Source organism: Xanthomonas sp. BRIP62415 (assembly GCF_003993515.1).
Lineage (GTDB): Bacteria > Pseudomonadota > Gammaproteobacteria > Xanthomonadales > Xanthomonadaceae > Xanthomonas > Xanthomonas euroxanthea.
On record NZ_QEZH01000037.1, the window covers coordinates 145,398 to 169,339 of the forward strand.

General features: G+C 66.6%; 18 protein-coding genes and 2 pseudogenes. 8 read left to right on the top strand and 12 right to left on the bottom strand.

Annotated features, from left to right (window positions below; all coding sequences use genetic code 11):
- Positions 1 to 48 precede the first annotated feature (48 nt).
- Positions 49 to 1,764, top strand: a pseudogene (locus EO141_RS20025) (M28 family metallopeptidase); the annotation flags it as partial.
- A 399-nt stretch (positions 1,765 to 2,163) separates the two neighbouring features.
- Here EO141_RS20025 and EO141_RS20030 read toward each other — a convergent pair.
- The 4 genes from EO141_RS20030 to EO141_RS20045 all read right to left on the bottom strand — a co-directional run bounded on the left by EO141_RS20030 (position 2,164) and on the right by EO141_RS20045 (position 7,296).
- Positions 2,164 to 2,610, bottom strand: coding sequence for a PepSY domain-containing protein (locus EO141_RS20030; RefSeq protein ID WP_104536612.1), 447 nt, complete (start codon positions 2,608 to 2,610; stop codon positions 2,164 to 2,166).
- 292 nt (positions 2,611 to 2,902) lie between these two features.
- Complete coding sequence (locus tag EO141_RS20035) at positions 2,903 to 3,964, bottom strand: glycoside hydrolase family 5 protein (RefSeq protein WP_104536613.1); 1,062 nt, start codon at positions 3,962 to 3,964, stop codon at positions 2,903 to 2,905.
- 512 nt (positions 3,965 to 4,476) lie between these two features.
- The gene (locus EO141_RS20040; RefSeq protein ID WP_206514841.1) at positions 4,477 to 5,466 is read right to left on the bottom strand and encodes a glycoside hydrolase family 5 protein; all 990 of its coding nucleotides are present in this window, start codon (positions 5,464 to 5,466) and stop codon (positions 4,477 to 4,479) included.
- Between the two features lie 756 nt (positions 5,467 to 6,222).
- Entirely contained in the window at positions 6,223 to 7,296 is a 1,074-nt protein-coding gene (locus EO141_RS20045) for a glycoside hydrolase family 5 protein (RefSeq protein ID WP_126942024.1), read from the bottom strand.
- 308 nt (positions 7,297 to 7,604) lie between these two features.
- On the opposite strand from EO141_RS20045, the gene EO141_RS20050 reads away from it, so the two are divergent.
- On the top strand, positions 7,605 to 8,663 hold the full coding sequence (locus EO141_RS20050; protein ID WP_127170073.1) for an NAD(P)-dependent alcohol dehydrogenase: 1,059 nt from the start codon (positions 7,605 to 7,607) through the stop codon (positions 8,661 to 8,663).
- A gap of 20 nt (positions 8,664 to 8,683) precedes the next feature.
- On the opposite strand, the gene EO141_RS21460 is transcribed toward EO141_RS20050, so the two are convergent.
- The 5 genes from EO141_RS21460 to EO141_RS20070 form a co-directional block, all read right to left on the bottom strand.
- Complete coding sequence (locus EO141_RS21460; protein ID WP_164739339.1) at positions 8,684 to 8,830, bottom strand: hypothetical protein; 147 nt, start codon at positions 8,828 to 8,830, stop codon at positions 8,684 to 8,686.
- A gap of 15 nt (positions 8,831 to 8,845) precedes the next feature.
- Positions 8,846 to 9,934, bottom strand: a complete 1,089-nt coding sequence (locus EO141_RS20055) for an acyltransferase (protein WP_127170074.1) — start codon at positions 9,932 to 9,934, stop codon at positions 8,846 to 8,848.
- A gap of 697 nt (positions 9,935 to 10,631) precedes the next feature.
- On the bottom strand, positions 10,632 to 12,113 hold the full coding sequence (locus EO141_RS20060; protein ID WP_115675515.1) for an FAD-dependent oxidoreductase: 1,482 nt from the start codon (positions 12,111 to 12,113) through the stop codon (positions 10,632 to 10,634).
- Between the two features lie 129 nt (positions 12,114 to 12,242).
- Positions 12,243 to 16,715, bottom strand: coding sequence for a glutamate synthase large subunit (gltB, locus tag EO141_RS20065; protein ID WP_127170075.1), 4,473 nt, complete (start codon positions 16,713 to 16,715; stop codon positions 12,243 to 12,245).
- A 202-nt stretch (positions 16,716 to 16,917) separates the two neighbouring features.
- Positions 16,918 to 17,298 carry an I78 family peptidase inhibitor gene (locus tag EO141_RS20070; RefSeq protein WP_104586236.1) on the bottom strand — a complete coding sequence of 127 codons (381 nt, stop codon included), beginning with the start codon at positions 17,296 to 17,298 and terminating at the stop codon, positions 16,918 to 16,920.
- Positions 17,299 to 17,357: 59 nt separating this feature from the next.
- On the opposite strand from EO141_RS20070, the gene EO141_RS20075 reads away from it, so the two are divergent.
- Entirely contained in the window at positions 17,358 to 18,659 is a 1,302-nt protein-coding gene (locus EO141_RS20075) for a DNA topoisomerase IB (protein ID WP_241236711.1), read from the top strand.
- 2 nt (positions 18,660 to 18,661) lie between these two features.
- Here the strand turns inward: EO141_RS20075 and EO141_RS20080 are convergent, their stop codons facing one another.
- Positions 18,662 to 19,225: a methyltransferase domain-containing protein gene (locus EO141_RS20080; RefSeq protein WP_232099144.1), complete on the bottom strand. Its 564-nt coding sequence runs from the start codon at positions 19,223 to 19,225 to the stop codon at positions 18,662 to 18,664.
- 343 nt (positions 19,226 to 19,568) lie between these two features.
- Here EO141_RS20080 and EO141_RS20085 point away from each other — a divergent pair, with 343 nt between their 5' ends.
- Positions 19,569 to 19,895, top strand: coding sequence for a hypothetical protein (locus tag EO141_RS20085; protein ID WP_127170076.1), 327 nt, complete (start codon positions 19,569 to 19,571; stop codon positions 19,893 to 19,895).
- Positions 19,896 to 20,120: 225 nt separating this feature from the next.
- Here EO141_RS20085 and EO141_RS20090 read toward each other — a convergent pair whose 3' ends face one another.
- Positions 20,121 to 20,465 carry a hypothetical protein gene (locus EO141_RS20090; protein ID WP_119130027.1) on the bottom strand — a complete coding sequence of 115 codons (345 nt, stop codon included), beginning with the start codon at positions 20,463 to 20,465 and terminating at the stop codon, positions 20,121 to 20,123.
- A 263-nt stretch (positions 20,466 to 20,728) separates the two neighbouring features.
- On the opposite strand from EO141_RS20090, the gene EO141_RS21780 reads away from it, so the two are divergent.
- The 4 genes and pseudogenes from EO141_RS21780 (at position 20,729) to EO141_RS20100 (ending at position 22,418) form a co-directional block, all read left to right on the top strand.
- On the top strand, positions 20,729 to 20,983 hold the full coding sequence (locus tag EO141_RS21780; protein WP_232099150.1) for a hypothetical protein: 255 nt from the start codon (positions 20,729 to 20,731) through the stop codon (positions 20,981 to 20,983).
- Positions 20,983 to 21,072: pseudogene (locus tag EO141_RS21785) on the top strand (pirin family protein); the annotation flags it as partial. The gene EO141_RS21780 and the pseudogene EO141_RS21785, both read left to right, overlap by 1 nt.
- Positions 21,073 to 21,154: 82 nt before the next feature.
- A complete protein-coding gene (locus EO141_RS21790; RefSeq protein ID WP_232099152.1) occupies positions 21,155 to 21,595 on the top strand; it encodes a hypothetical protein in 441 nt (146 codons plus the stop codon).
- Between the two features lie 208 nt (positions 21,596 to 21,803).
- Entirely contained in the window at positions 21,804 to 22,418 is a 615-nt protein-coding gene (locus tag EO141_RS20100; RefSeq protein WP_119130028.1) for an NAD(P)H-dependent oxidoreductase, read from the top strand.
- Between the two features lie 206 nt (positions 22,419 to 22,624).
- On the opposite strand, the gene EO141_RS20105 is transcribed toward EO141_RS20100, so the two are convergent.
- A complete protein-coding gene (locus EO141_RS20105; RefSeq protein ID WP_104650095.1) occupies positions 22,625 to 23,572 on the bottom strand; it encodes a LysR family transcriptional regulator in 948 nt (315 codons plus the stop codon).
- Positions 23,573 to 23,942 lie beyond the last annotated feature (370 nt).

A 23,942-nucleotide genomic window follows, 5' to 3' on the forward strand; every position in this document is an offset into this window, starting at 1 on the left:
GGGGCCAGCGCCTAGAATCGGGGGACCTTCGCCGCACGAGGAGTCCCGATGCCCCGCAAGATCCTGTTGTGCCTGGCCGCGACGCTGGCCCTGGCCGGCTGCAAGCGTGAACCCGCCGATGCGCCGAGCGCACCCGCCGCGCAGGTGCCGGCCGACAGCGCGCCCAGCGCCCCGGTCAGTCGCCACGCCTTCTCGCCGGAGCTGACGCCCGGCGACTTTGCCGAGCTGGTCAAGACGCTGGCCTCGGACGACTTCGAAGGGCGCGGCCCCGGGACCCCCGGCGAAGAGAAGACCGTCACGTACATCCGCGACCAGATGCAGCGCATCGGCCTGCAGCCGGGCAACGGCGACAGTTGGTTCCAGGACGTGCCGATGGTGGAAACCACCGCCGATGCGGCCACCGCGCCGACCCTGCGCAGCGGCGAGCAGACCCGTACCCTGGCCTTCGGCACCGACATCGTGGTCGGCACGCGTACCGGCCAGGCCGAGGTCAAGCTGGACAACAGCGAGCTGGTGTTCGTCGGCTACGGTGTGGATGCGCCCGAACAGCAGTGGAACGATTACGCCGGCCAGGACTGGAAAGGCAAGACGGTGGTGATGTTCGTCAACGACCCGGGCTTCCAGACCGGCGATGCCTCGCTGTTCGACGGCAAGCGCATGACCTATTACGGGCGCTGGACCTACAAGTTCGAAGAGGCCGCCCGCAAGGGCGCGGCCGCTGCGCTGATCGTGCACGACACCCCGGGCGCCAGCTACGGCTGGGACGTGGTGAAGAACTCCTGGGCCGGCCCGCAATACGACCTGCCGGCCAAGGACGATCCCGATCCGCGCCTGCCGGTGCAAGGCTGGATCAGCGCCGAGACCGCCAAGCAGCTGTTCGCCAATGCCGGGCTGGACCTGGCACAGGCCTACAAGGACGCCAGCAAGCGCGGCTTCAAGCCGGTGCCGTTGAAGGCCAGCTGGTCGGTGGACCTGAAGAGCAGCATCACCGAAAAGACCTCGCGCAACGTGGTCGGCGTGTTGCCGGGCACCAGCCACGCCGACGAGGCGGTGCTGTACATGGCGCACTGGGACCACCTGGGCAAGCATCCGGGCGAAAGTGGCGACAACATCTACAACGGCGCGGTGGACAACGCCACCGGCGTGGCCGGCATTCTCGAAATTGCCGACGCGTTCGCGCATCAGGATCCCAAGCCGGCGCGCTCGGTGGTGTTCGTGGCGGTGACGCTGGAGGAATCGGGCCTGCTCGGTTCCAAGTACTACGTGGCCAACCCGAGCTTTCCACTGGACAAGATCGCGGCGGTGATCAACCTGGATGCGATGTCGGTGGCCGGGCGCGCACGCGATGTCACCGTGGTGGGCATGGGCAGTTCGGAGCTGGAAGACATCCTCAAGCCGATTGCCGCGATGCAGGGCCGCACCCTGCATGCCGAGGCCACGCCGCAAAGCGGCTCGTATTTCCGCTCGGATCACTTCAACTTCGCCAAGGCCGGCGTGCCGGCGCTGTATGCCGATGGCGGCGAAGACCTGCGCGAGGGCGGCACCGCGGCCGGCCGCGCGGCCGCCGAGGACTACGGGCGCAATCGCTATCACGCCCCTGGCGACGAATACGATGCGGCCACCTGGAAGCTCGATGGCACCATCGAAGACCTGCAGGCGGTGTATGGCGTGGGCAAGGAGGTGGCCGCCGGGCAGCGCTGGCCCAACTGGTATGCCGGCAACCCGTTCAAGGCGGCGCGCGATCGCATGATGGCCGGCAAGCCCGCTACGGGCGAAGCGCCCGATACCGGAAAAGACGCCGGCGAAGAGGGCAAAAAGGCAGCACCGACGCGTTGACCGGTGCCGGGACGGCACGCGTCATGCAGCCGACGCATGGCGGGGTGATGCGGTCTGCAAGGACAGCAGCAATACGTCCGCGCATCGATCAGACGCGTATCGATCAAAAACGCAAAGGGCCTCCTGGTGGAGGCCCTTTGCGTCGGGTGCGTCCTGGTCGTGACGGTTGCGGACCAGATCGCGCTTGTTGTCGATGCAGCACGGTCGCGATAGTGCTGCGATGAATAATGCATCGATGCACTACGCGATGCCTTTAACCGTGCTGCCGGACGCGCGCTGCCATCAAGCCAGCGGCATCATCTACGCCACCGGCTTCTGGCGTCTTGGTCAGTCGTTGTCCACGCTGACCACGTGCCCGTCTTCCGGATCGACATGCAGCTCCACCTTCTGCCCGCCACGCTCGGCATCGGCGTTCCACAAGCCGTCTTCGAACTTGAGGTCGTGCACGTTGGAATAGCCGCCGGTCGACAGCGCGGCGCGGATATCGGCCTCGCTCAGCTTGGAGGTGGTCTGGTCGCCATAGACGCGGCCGGTGACCGGATCAATGCGTACGTCCACGTCCTTGCCGTCGCCGCTACGCGCGTCAGCGGTCCACACGCCATGCTCGAACTTGACGTCGTGCACCTTGGTGTAGCCCTTGCCGGTCAGCATGCTGGTGACCTCGCTGGAGGTCAGTGCCTTGGCCGGCTTGTCGGCGGCCGCCTGCGCAAATGCGCCCTGCGCCGCCACTGCCAGTGCGCCGATCAGCGCGGTCTTCATCAGTCGATATGCCATGTGATGCTCCTGCAGTGAAGTGCGCCCATGCTGGACGCGGCTTTATCGCTGTCAGGTGAAAGCCACTTCAAACGCGTTGCGAAAGTTCAGTGAGCTCAAGCTTTGGTGATGATGCGCCCGCGCTGCATGCGGTGGCACGCGCGGTCGTAAGAGGGCGTTGCGCAGTGGCACGTTGCGCTACCGCAACCGCATCATTCGCCCTGTCCGACGACATGCGATCCGTGCGAAGGACGCAAAAAAAGCGAGCCGCCTTGCGGCGGCTCGAGATTGACCTACAACCCTCTGCTTCACCTTACGGAATGGCGCGTGTGGCGCGAACGGCCTGGGGCGAGAGGATGGACATCTGCGGCCTGTCGGTGCCGTCCTTGTTGGGATGCACGCTGTACTCGTAACTGACATTCCACCACGAGCCGGCAGCCCACCACGTCCAGCCCGTCCAGACATCTGCATTGGCATCGATATAGCGGAGCATGCCGCGCAGCGCTTCATTGCAGACCGGGTTGTTGCCGGTGCCGAATTCGCCCAGGAATCCGCGCTTGTGGTTGGTGCGCAACCACTCGGTGAAGCTGCGCAGGCGCTCGACACCGATGGTGGCACTGACGCAGACATTGGTGGTGCCGCTGGAGTCGGCATCCAGGTACTGATGCACCTCGAACGCGTAGCGATTGAGCGGATCGTAGATCGAGACCAATGCGGTTGCGTTGGAGTAACCATCGTTGGTGGGCGAATACCAGCTGTGCGCACCGGTCCACAATGCGCCCGGCACCAGGATCAGATTGTTCGCACCGGTGGCACGAATCGCATCGATGCCTGCCTGTGCAGTGGCTGCCCAGCCGCTGGCCGATACGCCGTTGGGTTCATTCATCAGCCCGAAGATCACGGCGTTGTCGCTGGGAAATACCAGCGCAAGGCGGCGCCACAGGTCGGCGAAGGTGGCGTTCGACACCTGGTCGCCGCCAATCTTGTAGCCGTAGTATTTGCCGTAATTGTGGATGTCCAGCACCAGGTACATGCCCGATGCCTTGGCGCGTGCCACGGCTTGCTTTACCAGAGCCAGTTGGGTCGGATCCAGTTCGCCGCGTGCACTCGGCTGCAGGCGTTCCCACAGCACCGGCAGGCGGATCGTATTCATGCCAACGCCGGCGAAATAGGTGTAATCGCTGGCCGGGGCATACATATAGTCCTTATTGAGGACACCGGGTTTCTTGGACGATGCAAATTCGGCGCCGGATAAATTGACGCCGGCATATTTCAGTGCGCGGGTTTGTGCGTAAACGGGTGCGAATGTGCCGAACAGGACGCAGAGCAGGGCGCAGCGGAAAATGGTGCGCAGCGTTTGAGAGACAGCAGACATAAAACAACTCCTTAGACGACGGGGATGGTGTGTCGCAGCGGGTTGCGTGCGATCTGCGCGAGGTGCGCCACACCTGTCGTAACCAATGCATCTGCCGTGCCTAATTGCCCACCACATCGCGTGTGAATTAAATGTGTTGGCTGGGTCGCAGTCACTTACCGCAGGGGTCACGTTCTGGAACAGCACGCTGTAACGGGCCCGCGTTGAAAAGCGGTCGCGCACGCTTGTCGGCACCGCCATCGCATGCATGGCGCTGTCGAAAAATCGGCGAATGGATGCGCTCGCCGTCAACGCTGCGACGTCGGGTCACTGACGCGGCAGCGTTGTTGCGCGCGCACACATGGCGAGCGCTAGCGCGCGCCGTGTGCTGGCGTTTTATTGCGGAAGGACTGTGCTCACCGCGGCCGGGCACGGTTGCTGCCTGGCATTGGCACGCACTGCGCGTGCATGCCAGTGCCGGGTGCCTGCTGCGCCGCGTGCGACGGGTGACCCTCGCTCGCGGCGTGCTTCGACTAGTGGGTGATGCGTTTTGCGCGCGCGCTCAGGATCGACATCTGCGGCTTGTCGCGGCCCTGCGCATCGGGATGCACGTTGAAGGGGTAGGTGCGGTTCCACCACGCGCCGGCGGCCCACCAGGTCCAGCCCAGCCACACGTCGCGGTTGGTCTCCAGATACCCCAGCATGCCGTTGAGTGCGCTGTTGCAGGTGGCGTTGTCGCCGGTGCCGAACTCGCCGAGAAATCCCTGCTTGTGATTGATGCGCAGCCATTGGGTAAAGCTGCGCAGGCGCTCGGCACCGACAGTGCTGCTGACACACCCGGCGCTGGTGCCGCTGGAGTCCGTATCCAGGTATTGATGCACTTCGATGGCATAGCGATTGAGCGGGTCGCGAATGGAGGCCAGCGCCACTGCGTTGGACTGGCCGGCGACGGTGGAGTACCAGCTGTGCGCGCCACTCCATAGCGCGCCGGGCACCAGGATCAGATTGTTGGCGCCGGTTTTGCGGATGGTGTCGATGGAGGCCTGCGCCGCGTTGGCCCAGGATTGCGGATTGATGTCGTAAGGCTCGTTCATCAGCCCGAAGATCACGCTGTTGTCGTTCTTGAAGGCGATTGCCAGGCGTCGCCACAGATCGTTGAAGGTGCTGATCGGCACGCGTGCACTGCCGATCTTGTTGCCGTAATACCTGGCGTAGTTGTGGATATCCAGGATCAGGTAGACCTTGGCGGCCTTGGCGTTGGCCACGGCCTGGCGGATCAGCGCCAGCTGCGCTGCATCCAGCTCGCCGCCGGCCTTGGGTTGCAGGCGCTCCCACAGGATCGGCAGCCGAATGATGTTCATGTGCTTGCCGGCGAAGTAGCGGTAATCGCTGGCGGCCGGATACAGGTAGTCGACGTTGAGCACCCCGGGCTTTTGCGAGGATTTGATTTCGGCACCGGACAGATTGACGCCTGCGTACTTCAGGCGGTTCTGTGCATGTGCCAAGGGCACGCCTGCAAGCAGCACGCTGGCAAGCAGCAGCAATGACAACGCACGGCTGGACAGCCGGCGCGTCGGAGTGGGGGAGGGCAACATGGGTGACTCCTGAAGCATTCGCGGGGGAGATGCATGGCCCGGCGAACCTGCCACGGGCATGAAGACACTGCATCGCGCTTCACCCTAAGCGCATCCGGACATTCAAACTACGAATGCGAGATATCACTTAATTCGAGCTGTGAGCCACTCCGCAGTTATTGCCAAACATGCACACGCTTTGTTGTGGTAAAGCGACGCCACCCAGCCACGCGCATTGCAGGCCGGGTGCACTCTGCGCCGCACGGCTGCGGAAACGCCGTGCATCCGGCCTGCCTGGAGGCGGCTGTTGTGCGATCGCAATGCTGCAGGTGATGGCGTCGCGCGTGGCGGCCACGCAGATCGCAGTCGCGATGCGCTGCCCTGCGCAGGGCGATCGCCGGGGTGCGACGCGCTGGGATCAGCACGCCGGCACGCGCAACTATCACCTGCTGCGATCGCGGAACTTGGTATGTGCCATGTGCAGCGCGTGCGTTGTGGGCTGCGTCATGCGTCCGGCAGCGGACCGCCAATGCGCATCCTGCGACACGCTGAGTGCGCTGGCGTCTGCCAGCGATGCAGCGCGCTGCAGGCACTCGTCGGCGGATCCCATCGCTTCTCCGTGGCAGGACATGGACGATGGCACGCAAAAAAAAACGGTGGCCGCAGCACAGGCTGCGACCACCGTGATCGACCCGCCCGCGTGGGCTACTTGGTCGCGCGGCGTGCGTACTTGCTCAGAATCGACATCTGCGGCTTGTCGCTGCCGTCCTTGCCCGGCTGCACGGTGAAGAAGTACTCCGGCTTCCACCATGCGCCAGCGGCCCACCAGGTCCAGCCCAGCCACACGTCGCTGTTCTTTTCCATGTAGGTCAGCATGCCTTCCAGTGCCTGGTCACAGACCGGGTTGTTGGCGGTGCCGAATTCGCCCAGGAAGCCCTTCTGCTTGTTCTCGCGCAGCCAGGCGGTGAAGCCGCGCAGCTTTTCTTCGCCGACCGTGGCGCTGGTGCACACCGGCTTGGTGCCGCTGTAGTCGTTGTCCAGATACTGATGCGCTTCGAAGGCCAGGTTGTTGCCCGGGTCCTTGAGGATTTCCAGGGCCTTGGCATTGGAGACGCCGTAGCTGGCGCTGCGCCAGCTGTGTGCGCCGCTGTAGGCGGTGCCCGGCACCAGGATCAGGTTCCTGGCGCCGGTCTTGCGGATCGCGTTGATCGCGCCCTGCGCCGCGGTCGCCCAATCGGTGGCGGAAATGCCGTTGGGCTCATTCATCAACCCGAAGATCACCGACGCGTCGTCCTTGAATTCGAGCGCCAGCCGGCGCCACAGGTCCGCGACCGCCGCGGTGGGCACCTCGCTACTGCCGATGCGCTTGCCGTTGTACTTGGCGTAGTTGTGCACATCCAGGATCAGGTACTGCTTGTTGGCCTTGGCTGCCGCCACCGCTTTCTTCAGCAGCGCCAGTTGTGCCGGGTCCAGGTCGCCGCTGAGCTGCGGTTGCAGGCGCTCCCACAAAAACGGCAGGCGAATCGTATTCATGCCCTTGCCGGCGAAGTAGCTGAAATCTGCTGCGGACGGGTAGGTATAGTCCTTGAACAGGGTGCCGGGTTTCTTGCGTGAGTTGAACTCGGCACCGGACAGATTGACGCCGACATACTTCAGGCCGCTGGACTGCCTGTCAGGATGGCCAGGCTCCTTGGCGTGCGCCAGCGGCATCGCGGCAAGCAGGGTCAGTGCGAGTGCAGCACTGCGCAAGGATGGGAACGTGGGGGGAGAACGGAACATGGAAGCCTCCTTCGGCATCGACGTAGGCGGCCGCAGGGGGAGGGCACGGCCAGCAGGGATGGTGCAGGTCAGGACGGTGGTTGGTCAGCGTAGAAGCTCCGGCGTTAGCGCACCATTCACGCCGGCAACGGCGATTTGATCGCGTACAAACACCTGCAGGGCGCACCATGCCGCTGCGGTCGCGTCCGCAACCCGACAGGCAAGACGCACTGTCGCAGGAGTGCGACAGGCGCCTGTCTTAAGCTACAACCCGATTTCTTTTGTCGTCCGCACTGTCGCGGGGGACGTCACATCCCGGAGTCTTTCCCATGAGCCAAGCCCACGCTTACGCCGCACGCACTGCCGATCAGCCGCTTGCACCATTCGTGTTCGAACGACGCGCGCCCGGCCCCAACGATGTGCAGATCGATATTGCCTACTGCGGCGTGTGTCACTCGGATCTGCATACCGCACGCAACGAATGGCAGAACACACGCTACCCGTCGGTGCCCGGCCACGAGATCGTCGGCCGCGTCACTGCGGTCGGTGATGCAGTCACCGGCTTCAAGGTCGGCGACCTGGCCGGTGTCGGCTGCATGGTCGACAGCTGCCGCAGCTGCGCGTCCTGCCAGGAAGGCGAAGAGCAGTATTGCGAGCAGGGCTTCACCGGCACCTATAACGGTCCGATGTTCGGGGGCGGCGAGAACACCTACGGCGGCTATTCGGACCACATCGTGGTCGATCAGAAGTACGTGCTGCGCATCTCGCACAGCGACAACCTGGCCGCCGTGGCCCCGTTGCTGTGCGCCGGCATCACCACCTATTCGCCGCTGGCGCACTGGAAGGTCGGCCCCGGTCAGAAGGTGGGCGTGGTCGGTCTGGGCGGCCTGGGCCACATGGCGGTGAAGATCGCCAAGGCGATGGGCGCCACGGTGGTGCTGTTCACCACCTCCGAGAGCAAGCGCGCCGATGCGCTGCGCCTGGGCGCCAGCGAAGTGGTGATCTCCCGGGACGAGGCGCAGATGGCCGCGCAGACCAACACGCTGGATTTCATCCTCAACACCGTGGCCGCGCCGCACAACCTGGACCCGTTCCTCAATGCGCTCAAGCGTGACGGGGCGATGGTGCTGGTGGGCGTGCCCGAGGAATCGCACCCGTCGCCGAGCGTGTTCAACCTGATCATGAAGCGCCGCACGCTGGCCGGTTCATTGATCGGCGGCATTCGCCAGACCCAGGAGATGCTGGATTTCTGCGCCAAGCACAACATCGTCTCGGACATCGAAACCATCCGCGCCGATCAGATCAACGAGGCCTATGAGCGCATGCTCAAGAGCGACGTGAAGTACCGCTTCGTGATCGACATGGCCACGCTGGACAAGGCGGCCTGATGGCCCGCCCTGCCGCCTCGTCACAGGGCGGCAGGGCGTTTGCCGGCGCTGCGCTCGGCCCAGGTGATGCTCGCGCGCATCACCTGGGGTTTTGCACGGCAGGTGGTGCGTGACCGCACGCCATCGGTCGTATCAGTTGGATCGATGGCGCCGGTGAGCGGCACCATCGGCACGCATGCCCACTAGGCGGACACCGGTGAGCCGTGCAGCGTGCCGACGGCAGGCAACGCGCTGCGTGGGCGGCGGACCGGCATCGGTGCGGAGAACAGCAGGTTCAGCGCAGGCAGGCGGCCGGGCGCGCGCAGCAGGCACAGCACGGCCGGGACCAGTACGCCGACCCCCAACAAGGCAAAGAACAGCACCGCTCCCTCGTCGATCCAGCGCGGCAGCAGATAGGCCAGCACGATGAAGGGCGGAAAGTGGCTCAGGTAGAACACCACCGAGTTGCGGCCCACATAGCGGATCGCCTGCGCGGCCGGTTGCCGGTTCGCCCACATCGCCACAGCGACCAGCAGTGGCAGCGCGATCACCACCAGCGGCAGGTAGCCGATCCAGATGCCATGCAGCGCGGTGAGATTGGCGATCAGCACGATGGCGCACAGGCTCAGGCACGACAGCGGCCAGATCCAGCGCGGTGCCTGCCGCAGCAGTGCCGGCACCCGGCGAGCCAGCAGCGTGCCGATGTAGAAGAACGCAAAGTAATAGAACGGATCTGCGCCCTGGCGCAGCAGCGGACCCAGGCAGACCGAGCCCAGCACGGTCGCGGCCAGCACCAATGGCGGCGGTAGCCGACGCAGCAAGGGCATCAGCACCAGGAACACGAACAGGTAGAACAGGAACCAGGTCAGCGCCACGTTACCGACCGCGATCTTGCCCAGATCCAGCCAGGCGATGGGTTCGGCCTTGGCCAGCACCGAGCCTGCCTCGCGCAGGGCGAAGATCAGCACCGACCAGAGCAGGTACGGGTACAGCACGTGCCGCAGCTTGCCGCCAAGGTAGGGTGCGATGCCCTTGTCCAGCCCACGCGCGACGAACAGGCCCGACAGCAGGAACATCAGCTGCATGCGCAGCGGTGCCAGCGAGCGGTTGAGGTGCTCGATGGACACCATCAGGGCACTGGCTTGCTCGGTCGCGCCGCTGCGCAGTTCCGGGTAGGCATCGAAGGCGAAGCCATAGGCGTGCAGCACGATCACCATCAATACGCTGGCGCCGCGGAGCCAGTCCACCCAGTCGTCGCGTCCATGTTGGCTGGTAGCGAGTTGCTGCGTCATGAGGTTGCTTCCTTGGTGAGGCCCACGGCTTCGCCGCCGCGTGGCGCGGCGACACGTGAACGAGGTCTGGAGTCCACGGCGGCGGCGTTGCCCGCACCTGGGATGGGAACCGACTGCCGTCACTGCCCGGCACCTCCAGGTCGGCGCAGAACGTCCTGCGCGTCGGGGGGGGTGATTGATCGGGCTGGTGCTACATGGCGACAGTAGATATGTGACTTAAATCACACTTCCAAGGAGGGTGCAATCGTCGAGGCTGCAGATCGCGACAGCCCTGCGGGCATGCCGATTGCGGGCGCTGGCGTGTGTGCAGCGCTTCGAATGGCGGCCAGACGCTTGCGTCTGCCGCCGCCGCGCACCGGCCGGCGCGTGTTGAGCGCAGGGCCAATGGTGGAGCCACGTGGTGTGTTCGTCGCGCGCTGCGGGTCGGACCGGACACGCCCGTGCGGAGGCGAAGCTGGCTTGCGCCTGGAGGCGCCTAGAAGCGCCTAGAGGCGTCTGGCGGCGTGGCAGGCAGGTGCGCGCTTGGTCTTGCGCCAGGCGCAGGCGATCATTGCGTCGCGCATGCGGGCGCTTTCCCGCGCCGTGGATACGCTGCAACGCGCAGCGTCATCCAGTCTTGCCGCGCAGGCCGCATGTGGCTTGCCTGCAGGCAACGCGACAGCCAGCGCCGGGCAACGAGCCCACGCGCTGGCCACACTCAGGCGGCGGCCGGTTCCTTGACCTGCGCCTTGACGCCCAGCAGCTGCACGATGCTGCCGGCCGCGTCGCGGCCTTCGGCCACGGCGGTGACCACCAGGTCGGCGCCACGCACGCAGTCGCCACCGGCGAACAGGCGCGGGTTGCTGGTCTGGTAGGGCAGGCGGCCGTTGTCGTCGGCCGGTGCGACGATGCGGCCGTTGCTGCCGGCTTCCACGCCCTGCGAGGCCAGCCAGTCGGGCAGGGTCGGCGAGAAGCCGAATGCGATGATCACCACGTCCGCTTCCAGCAACGATTCGCTGCCTTCCACCGGCACCGCATTGCGACGCCCGCTGGCATCGGGGTCGCCGAGCCTGGTCTCCACCACGGTCACGCCGATGGCCTCGTCGTCGGCGCCGGATTCGATCGACAGCGGCTGCCGGTTGAACAGGAAACGCACGCCTTCCTCGCGCGCGTTGGCGACCTCGCGCGCCGAGCCCGGCATGCTGGCCTCGTCGCGGCGGTACGCGCAGGTGACCTTGGCCGCGCCCAGGCGGATCGCGCTGCGCACGCAGTCCATGCCGGTGTCGCCGCCGCCCAGCACCACCACCCGCTTGCCGTTGAGATCGGGCAGCGCCATCTGGTCTTCCCAGCCGGCGATCGGCCGGCCGTGTGGATCGTTGCCGCTGACGATGCGGCTGTTCTGCACCAGGAACGGCAACGCCGGCAGCACATTCTTCAGGTCCTGCCCGGGCAGCCCGCCATCGGTGTAGCGGTAGGCGCCGGTGCCCAGGAACACCGCGTCGTATTCGCCCAGCAACTGCTCGATGCTGATGTCGCGGCCCACTTCCACGCCCAGGCGGAACTGCACGCCCATGCCTTCGAGAATCTCGCGGCGCTTGCCGATCACCGACTTGTCCAGCTTGAAACTGGGGATGCCGAACTGCAGCAGCCCGCCGATCTGCTCGTAGCGGTCGTAGACCACCGCCTCGATCCCGGCACGCACCAGGCGGTCCGCGCAGGACAGGCCGGCCGGGCCGGCGCCGATCACCGCTACCCGCCAGCCGCTCGGCTGCACATTGCCCAGGTCCGGGCGCCAGCCCATCTTGAACGCGGTATCGACGATGTATTTTTCCACCGCGCCAATGGTGACCGCGCCGAATTCCTCCAGCGTGCAGCTGCCTTCGCACAGGCGATCCTGCGGACACACCCGCCCGCACACTTCCGGCAGCGGATTGGTGGAATGGCACAGCGCGGCGGCTTCTTCGATGCGGTTTTCCTGCACCAGCTGCAGCCACTGCGGGATCGCGTTGTGCACCGGGCATTTCCAGCTGCAATACGGATTGCCGCAGTCCAGGCAACGGCCGGACTGGTACTGCGCGTCGGCCTTGTCGAACTTGCCGTACAGCTCGCCCCAGTCACCGGAGGTACGCAGCTCCACCGGAATGCGCGTGGGCATGGTCCGGGGCAGGTCGAGGAATTGGAAGGCTTGCTTGCGGCTCATAAAAGAAATCCGTGGCTGATTCCCTTCTCCCGCGTGCGGGAGAAGGTGCCCCGAAGGGGCGGATGAGGGTTGCGGGCCACCGGCCCTCACCCCCGACCCCTCTCCCGCGAGCGGGAGAGGGGAGCACGACTAGGCGGCGCGCCGTAGCGACTCGGTCAGCGACTCGATGCTGGCGGCCTTGGGTTTGACCAGCCAGAACTTGCCGATGTAGTCGCGGAACTCGTCCAGGATCTGCTGCGCCCAGATGCTGCCGGTCAGCTCGCGGTGGCGGCTGATCAGGGTGTGCAGATGCTGGCGATGGTTCTCGAAGCCCTCGGCGGAGACGCGGTGGATGTCGATCAGCTCGTGGTTGTAGCGGTCCACGAAGTCGCGTTCGATATCCAGCACATACGCCAGCCCGCCGGTGAAGCCGGCGCCGAAGTTCAGGCCGACCTTGCCCAGCACCAGCACCACGCCGTCGGTCATGTATTCGCAGCAGTGGTCGCCTGCGCCTTCCACCACCGCCAGCGCACCGGAGTTGCGCACCGCAAAGCGCTCGCCGGCGCGGCCGGCCGCGAACAGCTCGCCGCCGGTGGCGCCGTACAGGCAGGTGTTGCCCACGATCGGCGTGCTGCGCGCCTCGAAGCGCGCACCGCGCGGCGGACGCACCACCAGCCGGCCGCCGGCCATGCCCTTGCCGACATAGTCGTTGGCTTCGCCTTCCAGCTCCAGCTGCAGGCCACCGGCGTTGAATGCGCCAAAGCTCTGCCCGGCGGTGCCGCGGAAGCGCAGGTTCAACGGCGCATCGCTCATGCCGTGGTTGCCGTGCACGCGCGCGATGGCGCCGGACAGGCGTGCGCCGATCGAGCGGTCGGTGTTGTGGATCAGGAAGCGATGGTCGCCGCCGGTCTTGTTGGCGATCGCATCGGCCAGCAGGCCGTCCATCTGCGTGGCCAGGCTGTCGGGCGATTCGTACAGGCGCTGGGCCGCGCAATGGCTGCCGTCGTAGCGCGCATGGGTGAGCAGGCGCGACAGATCGACCTTGACCCCGGCACGCGGCGAAACCTCCAGCTGTTCGAGCAGGTCGGTGCGGCCGACGATGTCGTCCAGCGACCGCACGCCCAGGTAGGACAGCCACTGGCGCACTTCCTCGGCCAGCAGGCGGAAGAAATGCTCCACGCGCTCGGGCAGGCCGGTGAAGTAGTTCGCGCGCAGGCGCTCGTCCTGGGTGGCCACGCCGGTGGCGCAGTTGTTGAGGTGGCAGATGCGCAGGTACTTGCAGCCCAGCACGATCATCGGCGCGGTGCCGAAGCCGAAGCTGTCGGCGCCCAGCAGCGCGGCCTTGACCACGTCCAGGCCGGTCTTCAGGCCGCCGTCGGTCTGCAGGATGGTGCGCTCGCGCAGGTCGTTGGCCACCAGCGCCTGGTGCGACTCGGCCACGCCCAGTTCCCACGGCACGCCGGCATAGCGGATCGAGCTGACCGGGCTGGCCCCGGTGCCGCCGTCATGGCCGGACACGGTGATCAGGTCGGCGCCGGCCTTGACCACGCCGGCGGCAATGGTGCCGACGCCGGCATGCGCCACCAGCTTCACCGAGACCAGCGCGGTCGGATTGACCTGCTTGAGGTCGTAGATCAGCTGGGCCAGGTCCTCGATCGAGTAGATGTCGTGGTGCGGCGGCGGGCTGATCAGGCCGATGCCGGGCTTGGCGTAGCGCAGCCGCGCGATCAGTTCGTTGACCTTGTGGCCGGGCAGCTGGCCGCCTTCGCCGGGCTTGGCGCCCTGGGCGACCTTGATCTGCAGCACTTCGGCGTTGACCAGGTATTCCGGGGTCACGCCGAAACGGCCCGAGGCCACCTGCTTGATCTTGGAGCGCTTCTCGGTGCCGTAGCGGGCCGGGTCTTCGCCGCCTTCGCCGGAATTGCTGCGCCCGCCCAGGCGGTTCATCGCAATGGCCAGTGCTTCGTGCGCCTCGGGCGACAGCGCGCCCAGGCTGATCGCGGCGGTGTCGAAGCGGCGCAGCACATCGGCCGCGGGGGCGACCTCGTCCAGCGGGGTCGGGGTGGCGGCACGCTTGAGCTGCACCAGATCACGCAGCGTGGAGGCCGGGCGCGCATGTACCGCGTCGACGTACTTCTGCCAGTCGCCGGCATCGCCGGTGCGGGTGGCGCGCTGCAGCGTCATGACCACGTCCGGGTTGTACATGTGGTACTCGCCGCCGTGCACGTACTTGAGCAGGCCGCCCACTTCCGGCTTGAGCTGGTCGTTCCAGGCGCGTGCGGTGAGCTCGCGCGCCTCGGTGTCCAGCCGCGCCAGGCCCACGCCACCGATGCGGGCGGGCGTTTCGGCAAAGCACAGCTCCACCACGTCCGGGTCCAGCCCGACGATCTCGAACAACTGCGCGCCGCGGTAGCTGGCGATGGTGCAGATGCCCATCTTGGAGATGATCTTGGACAGGCCCTTGTAGATGCCCTTGCGGTAGCGGCGGCCGATCTGCGACTGCTCGCCGCCCTTGCTCAGCTGCAGGATGCCGCGCCGGCCCAGGTCGAACAGCGTCTGGTAGGCCAGGTACGGATACACCGCGGTGGCGCCGAAGCCGAGCAGGCAGGCCATGTGGTGCGCATCGCGCGCGGTGCCGGTCTCGATGATCAGGTTGACGTCGCAGCGCAGGCCCACCTTGCACAGGTGGTGATGCACCGCGCCGGTGGCCAGCAGCGCATGCGCCATTGGCCGGTCCGGCACCGGGTAGCGGTCCGACAGCAGCAGCATGACGGCGCCGGCGCGCGCGGCCGCTTCCACTTCCTGGCAGATGCGTTCCAGGCCGGCCTTGAGGCCTTCCTCCACGCTGTAGGACAGGTCGATCAGGCGGTTGCGCTCGACGTACTGCTCCATCTTCAGCAGCTGGCGCAGCTTGCGCTGGCTGAGCACCGGCGAGTTGAGGATGACGTGGTTCACCGTCTCCGCGCCGGCATGGAAGATGTTGGTCTCCTTGCCGAGCTGGGTGGTGAGCGACATCGCGATGCCTTCGCGCAGCGGGTCGATCGGCGGGTTGGTGACCTGCGCGAAGGCCTGGCGGAAGTAGTCGTACAGCGGCCGGGTCTGGCGGCTGAGCACCGCCATCGGGGTGTCGTCGCCCATCGAGCCGGTGGCTTCCTGCTCGGTCTCGGCCAGCGGGCGCAGGATCTGCTCCACTTCCTCGGTGCTGAGCTGGAACAGCTTGTGGTAGCTGCGCAGGGTCTGCTCGCTGAAGGGTTCTTCCACCAGCGAGGGGTCGATCAGTTCGGTCTGCAGGTAGGTCACGCCCTGCTGCAGCCATTGCTTGTAGGGCGCGCGCGCACGGTTGATGCGGTCGATGGCGTCCGAATCGAGCAGATCGCCGCGCTTGAGGTCGATCGCCATCATCTCGCCCGGGCCCAGCTTGCCCTTGCGGGTGATGCGCTCGGCCGGCAGTTCCCACACGCCGGCCTCGGAGGCCACCAGGAAATGGCGGTCGGAGGTCAGCATCCAGCGCGCCGGGCGCAGCCCGTTGCGGTCGAGCATGCAGGCGGCATAGCGGCCGTCGCAGGCGACGATGCCGGCCGGGCCATCCCACGGCTCGGTGTTGAGGCCGTAGAACTCGTAGAAGGCGGCCAGGTCGGCGTCCTTGAACTCCAGCGACTGGGTCGCCGGCGGCACCAGGATGCGCAGCGCCTGTAGCAGGTCCATGCCACCGGCGATCAGCAGCTCCAGCATGTTGTCCAGGCTCTGCGAATCGGAGCCGTGCATGGAGATCACCGGGTCGAACTCGGCGATGTCGAAACGCGGGGTCTGCCACACCTTGCTGCGCGCCTGCGCCCAGCGGCGATTGCCTTCGATGGTGTTGATCTCGCCGTTGTGGGCGAGCAGGCGGAACGGATGCGCCAGCGGCCAGCGCGGCAGCGTATTGGTGGAAAAGCGCTGGTGGAAGACGATTGCGCTGGAGGACAGGTCGCTGCGCTGCAGGTCCGGGTAAAATGTGCTCAGCTTGTCCGGCAGCACCATGCCCTTGTAGCTGATGCCGTTGGGCGAGAGCGTGGTGACGTAGAAGTTTTCCACCTCGCGCAGCACCTGCTCGGCGCGGCGGCGCGCCAGAAACAGCGCCAGGGTGAAGCCGTCCTCGCTCTGCTCGGCACCGGCATCGACGAAGACCTGCTCGATGCGCGGCAAGGTGTCGCGCGCCAGCTGGCCGCAGACACTGTCGTCGGTAGGCACCACGCGCCAGCCGCGGAACTGCACGCCGGCGGCGTGCAGCTGGGTTTCCAGTTCGGCACGGCAGCGCGCCGCATCGCTCTCGTCCAGCGGCAGGAACACCACGCCGGCCGCGTAGCGCGTGCCCACGGTGATGCCGGCGTCGCGCGCCAGCCCGCGCAGGAACGCATCGGGTTTGCGGATCAGCAGACCGCAGCCATCGCCGGTGAGCCCGTCGGCCGCCACGCCGCCGCGGTGGGTCATGCGCGAGAGTGCCGCAATCGCGGTGTCCACCAGCGAGCGGGATGGTTGGTCGTCCAACTGGGCGACCATGCCAAAACCACAGGCGTCGCGCTCATCGCGCGCGCTGTTGTAGAGACCGTAGTCGTTGAGCCCTTGGCGAGTGCGGGGGGCCATGTCTGCCTCTTTGCGATCTGGGAGAGCGGCGACGACGTTGCAGCGCTCGATCCGTGGAGCGTTTCGAAGAGGTCACCGGATGATCGACTAGACCACAGTTGATGCGGTGCCGCAATACACCGTTACAGCTGCAACGAGGGCGGCCGCGAGGCCTTGTGCCAGCTGGCTCGGCGCCTGTTCGCCAACAGGCGCCAGGTGGCGCTCAGCCGCAACGCACCGAGGCGATCACGTTCTTGGCATCCACTTCCAGGTTGAGCCGCTCGCCGTTGAACTCCATCGTGGTCATCTGGCCGGGTTTGAGCACGCGCACCGATTTGGCGCCGGCATCGGTGCGGGCTTGTTCGCTCACCGCGTCGGTCAGCGCCTGGCCCACCAGCGACTGCACCTGGGTGGCATCGCAGCTGCCGATCGGCGGCGCCTCGGGCGCGGCGGCCGGCGCCGGTGCGGCGGCTTGTTCGGCGGCTTGCTGCGCCTTGGCGGAGACGGCTTCCTGCTCGTCCGGTTGCGGCGAGCCGCAGGCACTCAATGCCGCCAGCACGACCAAGGTACAAGCCAGGCGGGCGGTAGGCAGGACAGCGCGCATCGATAACTCCAGCACAGTGAGGGGAAGCCCAAGCATAAGCAGAAAACCCGCCCGCGGGCATCGCTTGCCCACATGGCGTTGTCGCAGCGTTGACGCGGCCTAGTCCCGCCCGGCCCAACAATCGGTGCCTGTCCTTCGATCCGTGCGCAATGAAAGCCAAACGTGTTCTTCGCAATGCCGCAGCCACCGCCAGTGCGGCCGGCAAGCTGGCCTCCGTTGCCGCCGGCGCGGTGGCCGCCACGGCCGCGGTGGCGAGCGTGGCCGCGGTCGCGCAGGCCAAGGCCACCGCGCGCGCGGCCGGGCTCACCTACGTCAACGATCAGCAGCCCGGCATCAGCCGCCGCAAGGCCGGCAAGAGCTTCAGTTACCGCAGCGCAGACGGGCAGCGCGTGGCCGATGCGGAGACCTTGCAGCGCATCCGCGCCCTGGCCATTCCGCCGGCATATACCGAGGTGTGGATCTGCGCCAAGCCCAACGGCCATCTGCAGGCCACCGGGCGCGATGCGCGCCGTCGCAAGCAGTACCGCTACCACGCCGATTGGGCGCAGGTGCGTGGCGAAGGCAAGTTCGAACGGGTGATCGCCTTCGGCCAGGCGTTGCCCAAGCTACGCCGCCGGCTGCGCCGCGATCTGGTCTTGCCGGGCTTTCCGCGCGAGAAGGTGCTGGCGATCGTGGTGGCGTTGCTGGCCGACACCCTGGTGCGCGTGGGCAACGCCGAATATGCGCGCAGCAATCGTTCCTACGGGCTGACCACCTTGCGCAACCGGCATATGGAATTCCTGCGCGGCGGGCGTGCGCGGCTGAAGTTCCGCGGCAAGAGCGGCCAGGATCACGATATCGAAGTGGACGACAAGCAGCTGGTCAAACTGATCCGCGAATGCCAGCAATTGCCGGGGCAATCGCTGTTCCAGTACCGCGATGACGACGGCCAGCTGCAACCGGTGGATTCGGGCGAGGTCAACGACTACCTGCGCGAGGCGATGGGCGAGGATTTCACCGCCAAGGATTTCCGCACCTGGGGCGGCACGCTGGCCGCGCTGCAACGGCTGGCGCGCCTGCCGCTGCCCGAGCGCATGAGCGAACGCGCGCTGACCCAGGTGCAGAACGATGTCATCCGCGAAGTGGCCAACGCGCTGGGCAACACGCCCTCGGTATGCCGCAAGGCCTACATCGACCCATGCGTGTTCGAAGGCTGGCGTGCCGGCCACTTGCAGGCCATGGCCACCGGCGTGCGCGGCGAGCGCCAGTGGGAAGCGGCCACGCTGCGCTTTCTGACCGACTCGCGCAGCAAGCCAGGCAAGACCAGCAGCAAACCGCGCAAGGCGGCCGGGGCGCGCCCGCGCCGTGCAGCATCGGCCTGAGGCTATCGCCGACAGGCGCGATGCTGGATGCGGTAGGTCGTCGCAGGCGGCACGTTACGGTAGGTGCGCCCGATCCTGACGGCCTCCAGATCCAGCGCGTCGAGTATCTGCGCCGGAACCGAGCACTTGAATCCGTAGGTAAACAGGTACAGCCGGCCGCCGGGCTTCAACTGCAGGAAGGCGCCACGCAGGATCGCGGCCACCTGATGCGCCGGCATGTTCAACAAGCCAAGGCCGCAGACCACGGCATCGACGCAGGCTCCATCGATGCGGGGTACCGATTCGAGATCGGCAACATCCATCTGCAGCAAGCGTGCGTGTGGAAAGCGCTGCCTGAGCAACGCGGAGAAGGTGGCGTTGTATTCGAGCAGGATGAGGTTCTTTTCCCGCACGCCCTTGTCGATCATTGCCTGAGTGAACACGCCGGTGCCCGGCCCGAGTTCGAGAACGCGGCCGGTCTGTTCCGACAACTCGGATGTGATGACGGAGGCGAGTGCGCGTCCGGAGGGGAGTATCGCGGCAACGGAGCAGGGTGCGGTGAGCCATTCGCGAAAAAACGACGTCATATACGAACGAGCCATCTATCCTCACAACATTGAAAGAGTTCGTTCAAACCGTAGCTGCGCACATCGATGCAAATGCGCGATCGTGCGAAAAACAAGGCTAAAGCAAGACGCTGTCCGCCGTCTGTCCTGACTGCGAATCGGCCACGAGAGTTCAGGTTCTTATCAGCATTGGCGCCGTGGCAAGGCCACGTTGGCACTGCACTGATGACGTCATCAAAGAGCAGGTGTCTGTGCGATCGTCGCTGCAGGCGATGGCCTGGTGCAGTGCGCCGCGCTTGCACGAACGCCTGCATCGCACAGTCGGGCGACAGCCAAACTGCGCGGTGGGCACAGCGCGTCAATCATGCAGATGCTGCGCACCGACAGCAGCGGCGATGGCGCGCCGCTGCGCACCATGCCGAACAACTGGCAGGTCATGCTCGGGTGTGCAGGCACGAGCGCATCCAGGCGATTTGCACGCACTGTCCAATTGACGCGTGCCATCGCACGATGGTCTGGCGTCGTCATCCGGCGTGCGGTGTTGGCAATGGACTGCAGGCCGGGCGAGATCAGCCGCCACGGCCGGCAGCGCGATCGCGCTGAGCGCCGATCCCTGGGGAGCTGTCATGGCGCCGACCAAGGCAGATGCCTGCATCCGGCCGCCGCATCGAACATGTTGCTGATCCACTAAAGCGTGATCAGCATCGTGGCGACGATTGGCGACATGCTGCCGCCTGCCGCACCGGCGGCTGGGACCAACGCCAGTTCCGTCAGCCCATGGGATAGCGCCCAGCGGTGCGGTTGGCCGGTTCGCCAGCGTGGGGCCTGGGCGTGGTCCGGCAGTTGCAGGCAACGTGGTGCCTGCGCGCTACGCGTGGCCGCCCGAGGTGGGGCGGCCACGATGCCGGGGCCAGTCTCAGCCGCAGTAGATCGCGGTGATGTTGTTGTTCGGGCCGGTCTCGACGGTGAGGTGATCGCCGCCGCTTTCGCTGGCGCCCTGGGCCGGGTCGGCCAGGCCGCTGGCAGTGGTACCGCCGGTGGCGCGTTCGCCGCGGCGCACGCTGACCTGCAGGCTGTCGCTGTCCACGCGCGCCCGTTCGATGGTCTGCGCCGCTGCGGCCAGGCCGACAGCGCCGCGCACCTTGTCGATATGGCACTGGCCTGAGACGGCCCCGTCGATGGGCTGCACCTGCGCAACCTGGTTGGAGGCACAGGCCGAGAGCAACAACACGGTAGCGAGCGGGGCGAGGGTGCGGATCATCGGGGGTCTCCAGCGGAAGAATATGGCAAGCGTGAAGAACCCGTTGTTGGCGTGGCATGAAGACTGCGCCGCAGGCGCGGCCAGACGCACCATGCCTGCCGCTGCCCAGGGCGCTGCATGCGTGACCCGCAGTGCCCGCCTGCGATTACTACGATTTCTGGACGACTCCACTCCACATCTTCCGGCTAGTCCATCAATCGGCGGATCTTTACTGTGTGCCTCACGGGGCCGCGCGCCCCACCACCGCCGCAAGGAGATCTGGCATGCACGCACAACTGGCGACCGCCGACACCGCTCAGCCGCAGCACACGCCCAGCGTGCTGGGCGCGCCGCGCCCGGTGGTGTTCCGCACCCGCGGCAGCACCCGCGGCCCGATCACCCGGCTGATGAGCCCGGGCGACCTGGGCCAGCTGGTCAAGCCGTTCGTGTTCCTGGACCTGTTCACCGTCGAGCCGTCGATCGGCGGTGCGCCGATGGGATGCACCCGCATTCGGGCATTGCCACGCTCACCTACCTGATGAGTGGCCAGCTGGGCTACGAAGATTCCACCGGCGAACAGGGCATCCTGCCGACCGGCGGGGTGGAGTGGATGCGTGCCGGCAACGGCGTCTGGCACGACGGCGGGCTGGCCGGCCAGGCCACGGTTAAGGGCTTCCAGCTGTGGGTCGCCTTACCCGCCAGCGAAGAAAATGCTGTATCTGTCGCCCGACGATGTGCCGGTGGCCGGCCCGGTGCGGGTGCTGCTGGGTCGCTACGGCGCGCTGGAAAGCAGGATCCCGGCGCCGGCCGACATGACCTACCTGGGCGTGCAGCTGCGCGGCGGCGAGACCTGGCGCTATGTGCCGCCGGCCGGTCACACGGTGGCCTGGATCGCGGTGCACGGCGGCCAGCTGGAAGCGGCCGAGACCATCGGCAGCGGCCAGATGGCGGTGTTCAAGGATGCCGAGCAGGCCATCGAGGTGGCGGCGGTGGGGGCGACCTCCTTCGTGCTGGGCTCGGCGGTCAAGCATCCACACGAGCTGGTGATGGGCCACTACTCGGTGCACACCAGCGAGGCCACGCTGGCGCAGGGTGAGGCGGAAATCCGCCGCATCGGCGAGCAGTTGCGCGCGCGCGGCCGCCTGGTCTGAGCCCGACGCCAGCGGCCGGCCATGCATGCCGTGTGGCCGGCGCACAGCGCGCCGGTTGCCAGCCACACCAACGCACTGCCGACGCTTCCCAACCGGCGCGTCTTCGGCAGCTCATCTCAATTGCAAGCTCCACCACGTCGATGCGTGTGCGCCTGCGCCACGCGTCGCCGGACCCCTCACCTCCCACACGTTTCCAAAGGTACCCGACATGAAACTGCTCCATCTCGATTCCAGCATCCTCGGCGCTTACTCGGCCAGCCGTCAGCTCTCGGCGGCCACCGTCGCAAGGTTGCAGTCCGGCAACAGCGATATCGCAGTGACCTACCGCGATCTGGCCGCCGAGCCGCTGGCGCATCTGTCCGGCGCGCATCTGGCGGCCCAGCAGAATCCCACCGGCGACCAGAGCCCGGCACTGGCCGCTGAACTTGCCACCAGTGCGGCGGTGCTGCAGGAGTTCCTGGACGCCGACACCGTGGTGATCGGCGTGGCGCTGTACAACTTCACCATCCCGACCCAGCTCAAGGCCTGGATCGATCGGGTGCTGGTGGCCGGCAAGACCTTCCGCTACAACGCGCAGGGCGTGCCCGAAGGGCTGGCCGGCAACAAGCGCGTGATCCTGCTGGTGGCGCGTGGCGGCTTCTATGGCGCCGGCTCGCCGATGGCATCGCTGGAGCATGCAGAGAGCTACATGCGCACCGCGCTGGGCTTTGTCGGCGTGCACGCCCCCGAGGTCATCGTGGCCGAAGGCCTGGCCACTGGCGCAGACGCCCGCCAGGCGGGGATTGCCAGCGCCCAGCAGCAGATCGATGGGCTTGCTGCCTGAGTGATGTGGCGGGCGATGCGTGCCGGGGGGCATCGCCCGCGCTGGCGATCATGTCATCCGTTTGCACGGTGCCGATCTTTCACACGTGCCGACACTGCATCGAGCGGACAGCGTGCCGCTGGATGGACCACATTTCGCGCGCATGCTCGGTGCGAAGACTGGATCGAATCAAGGCGTTGAAACCGCCGCACTCCGCATCGCCACGCTCACCGCACGCCCGGCATGGCGACGCTGTTCGCCAAGCCAGTCACCTCTTTGCATTCAGCCGCATTCAATCGCGTCGTCACGGCCTGGATAAACGCCGACACCGCGCGCGGCAGATGGTGCCGGCTTGGATACAGCGCGTACAGGCTCTGGCCCTTGCGTTGAAAATCCGGCAACACCACGGTCAGGCGACCTTCGTGGATATCGGGCCAGGTGAGCGCCTGCGGCAACAACGCGATGCCGAGCCCGGCCACCGCCGCAAGCCGCAACGCGCGCGCGGTGGTGGCAGCCATGCGCGCCTGCACCTGGACGTCTTCGGCAAGCCCGGACGGGCCGACCAGGGTCCAGGTGGCGTACCCGCTCGGATGCGGGAAACTGAGGCAGTCGTGCCGCGGCAATTCATCCAGCCGCAGCGGCCTGCCGCGTGCCTGCAGGTAGCCGGGGCTGGCCACCAGCACATCGTTGGTGTCGGCCAGGATCTGGCGGCCGACATAGCCCAGGTCCGTCACCACACCGCCCCGGAAGGCCACATCGATGCGCTCGGCGATCAGGTCGGCCTTGGCGTCGCTGAGCACGAATTCCAGGCGCACGCGCGGATGCGCGGCGAGAAATTCGCCCACCCATTCAACGCGGAAGAAATCCAGGAAATCCGCCGGCGCCGCCACCCGCACCAGGCCGGCCGCTTCCTCGCCACCTGCCACCAGGCTCTGCCCGGCAGAGGTCAGCCCGTCCACCGCGTCGGCGCAACGTTCGTAAAAGGCCTGCCCGGCATCGGTCAGGGTGAGCTTGCGGGTGGAGCGTTGCATCAGGCGCGTGTCCAGCTGCGCTTCCAGCTGCTGCACGCGCCGGCTGACGCTGTTGGGCGCGGTGCCCAGGCGGCGCGCGGCCTCGGCAAAACTGCCGCTGCGCACCACCTGCACGTACAGCGCAATGTCATTGAGATCGATCACCAGCGGCCTTGGTAGGTGCAAACGCGGAGTCTAAGCGTGCTGGCTGCGCGCAGTCGATCATGACGGCATCGAGTGCTGTATGCGGCAGCTGTGGCTCCAGGGCCCTTCCCCGCCCACCATCGCAGGACACGCCGCAAGTACGTCCATGTAGGCTCTTACGCGGCATCCATGCCGCGTAAGGTCCCGCGACGGTGAGCGGGCAAGGACCCGTCGAGATGGTCGATACGCAAAGCTAAGAGCAGTGCTGGGTGCGCCTTGTTCAATCGTGAAGCATCGGCTCCACGTCTGATGCACACCGCACGAGAGACAGCTTTCAGATGAGCGCCGACCAACTGTCTGGTGCGGTGTCCTTGCCGGTTGCGGGACCGTG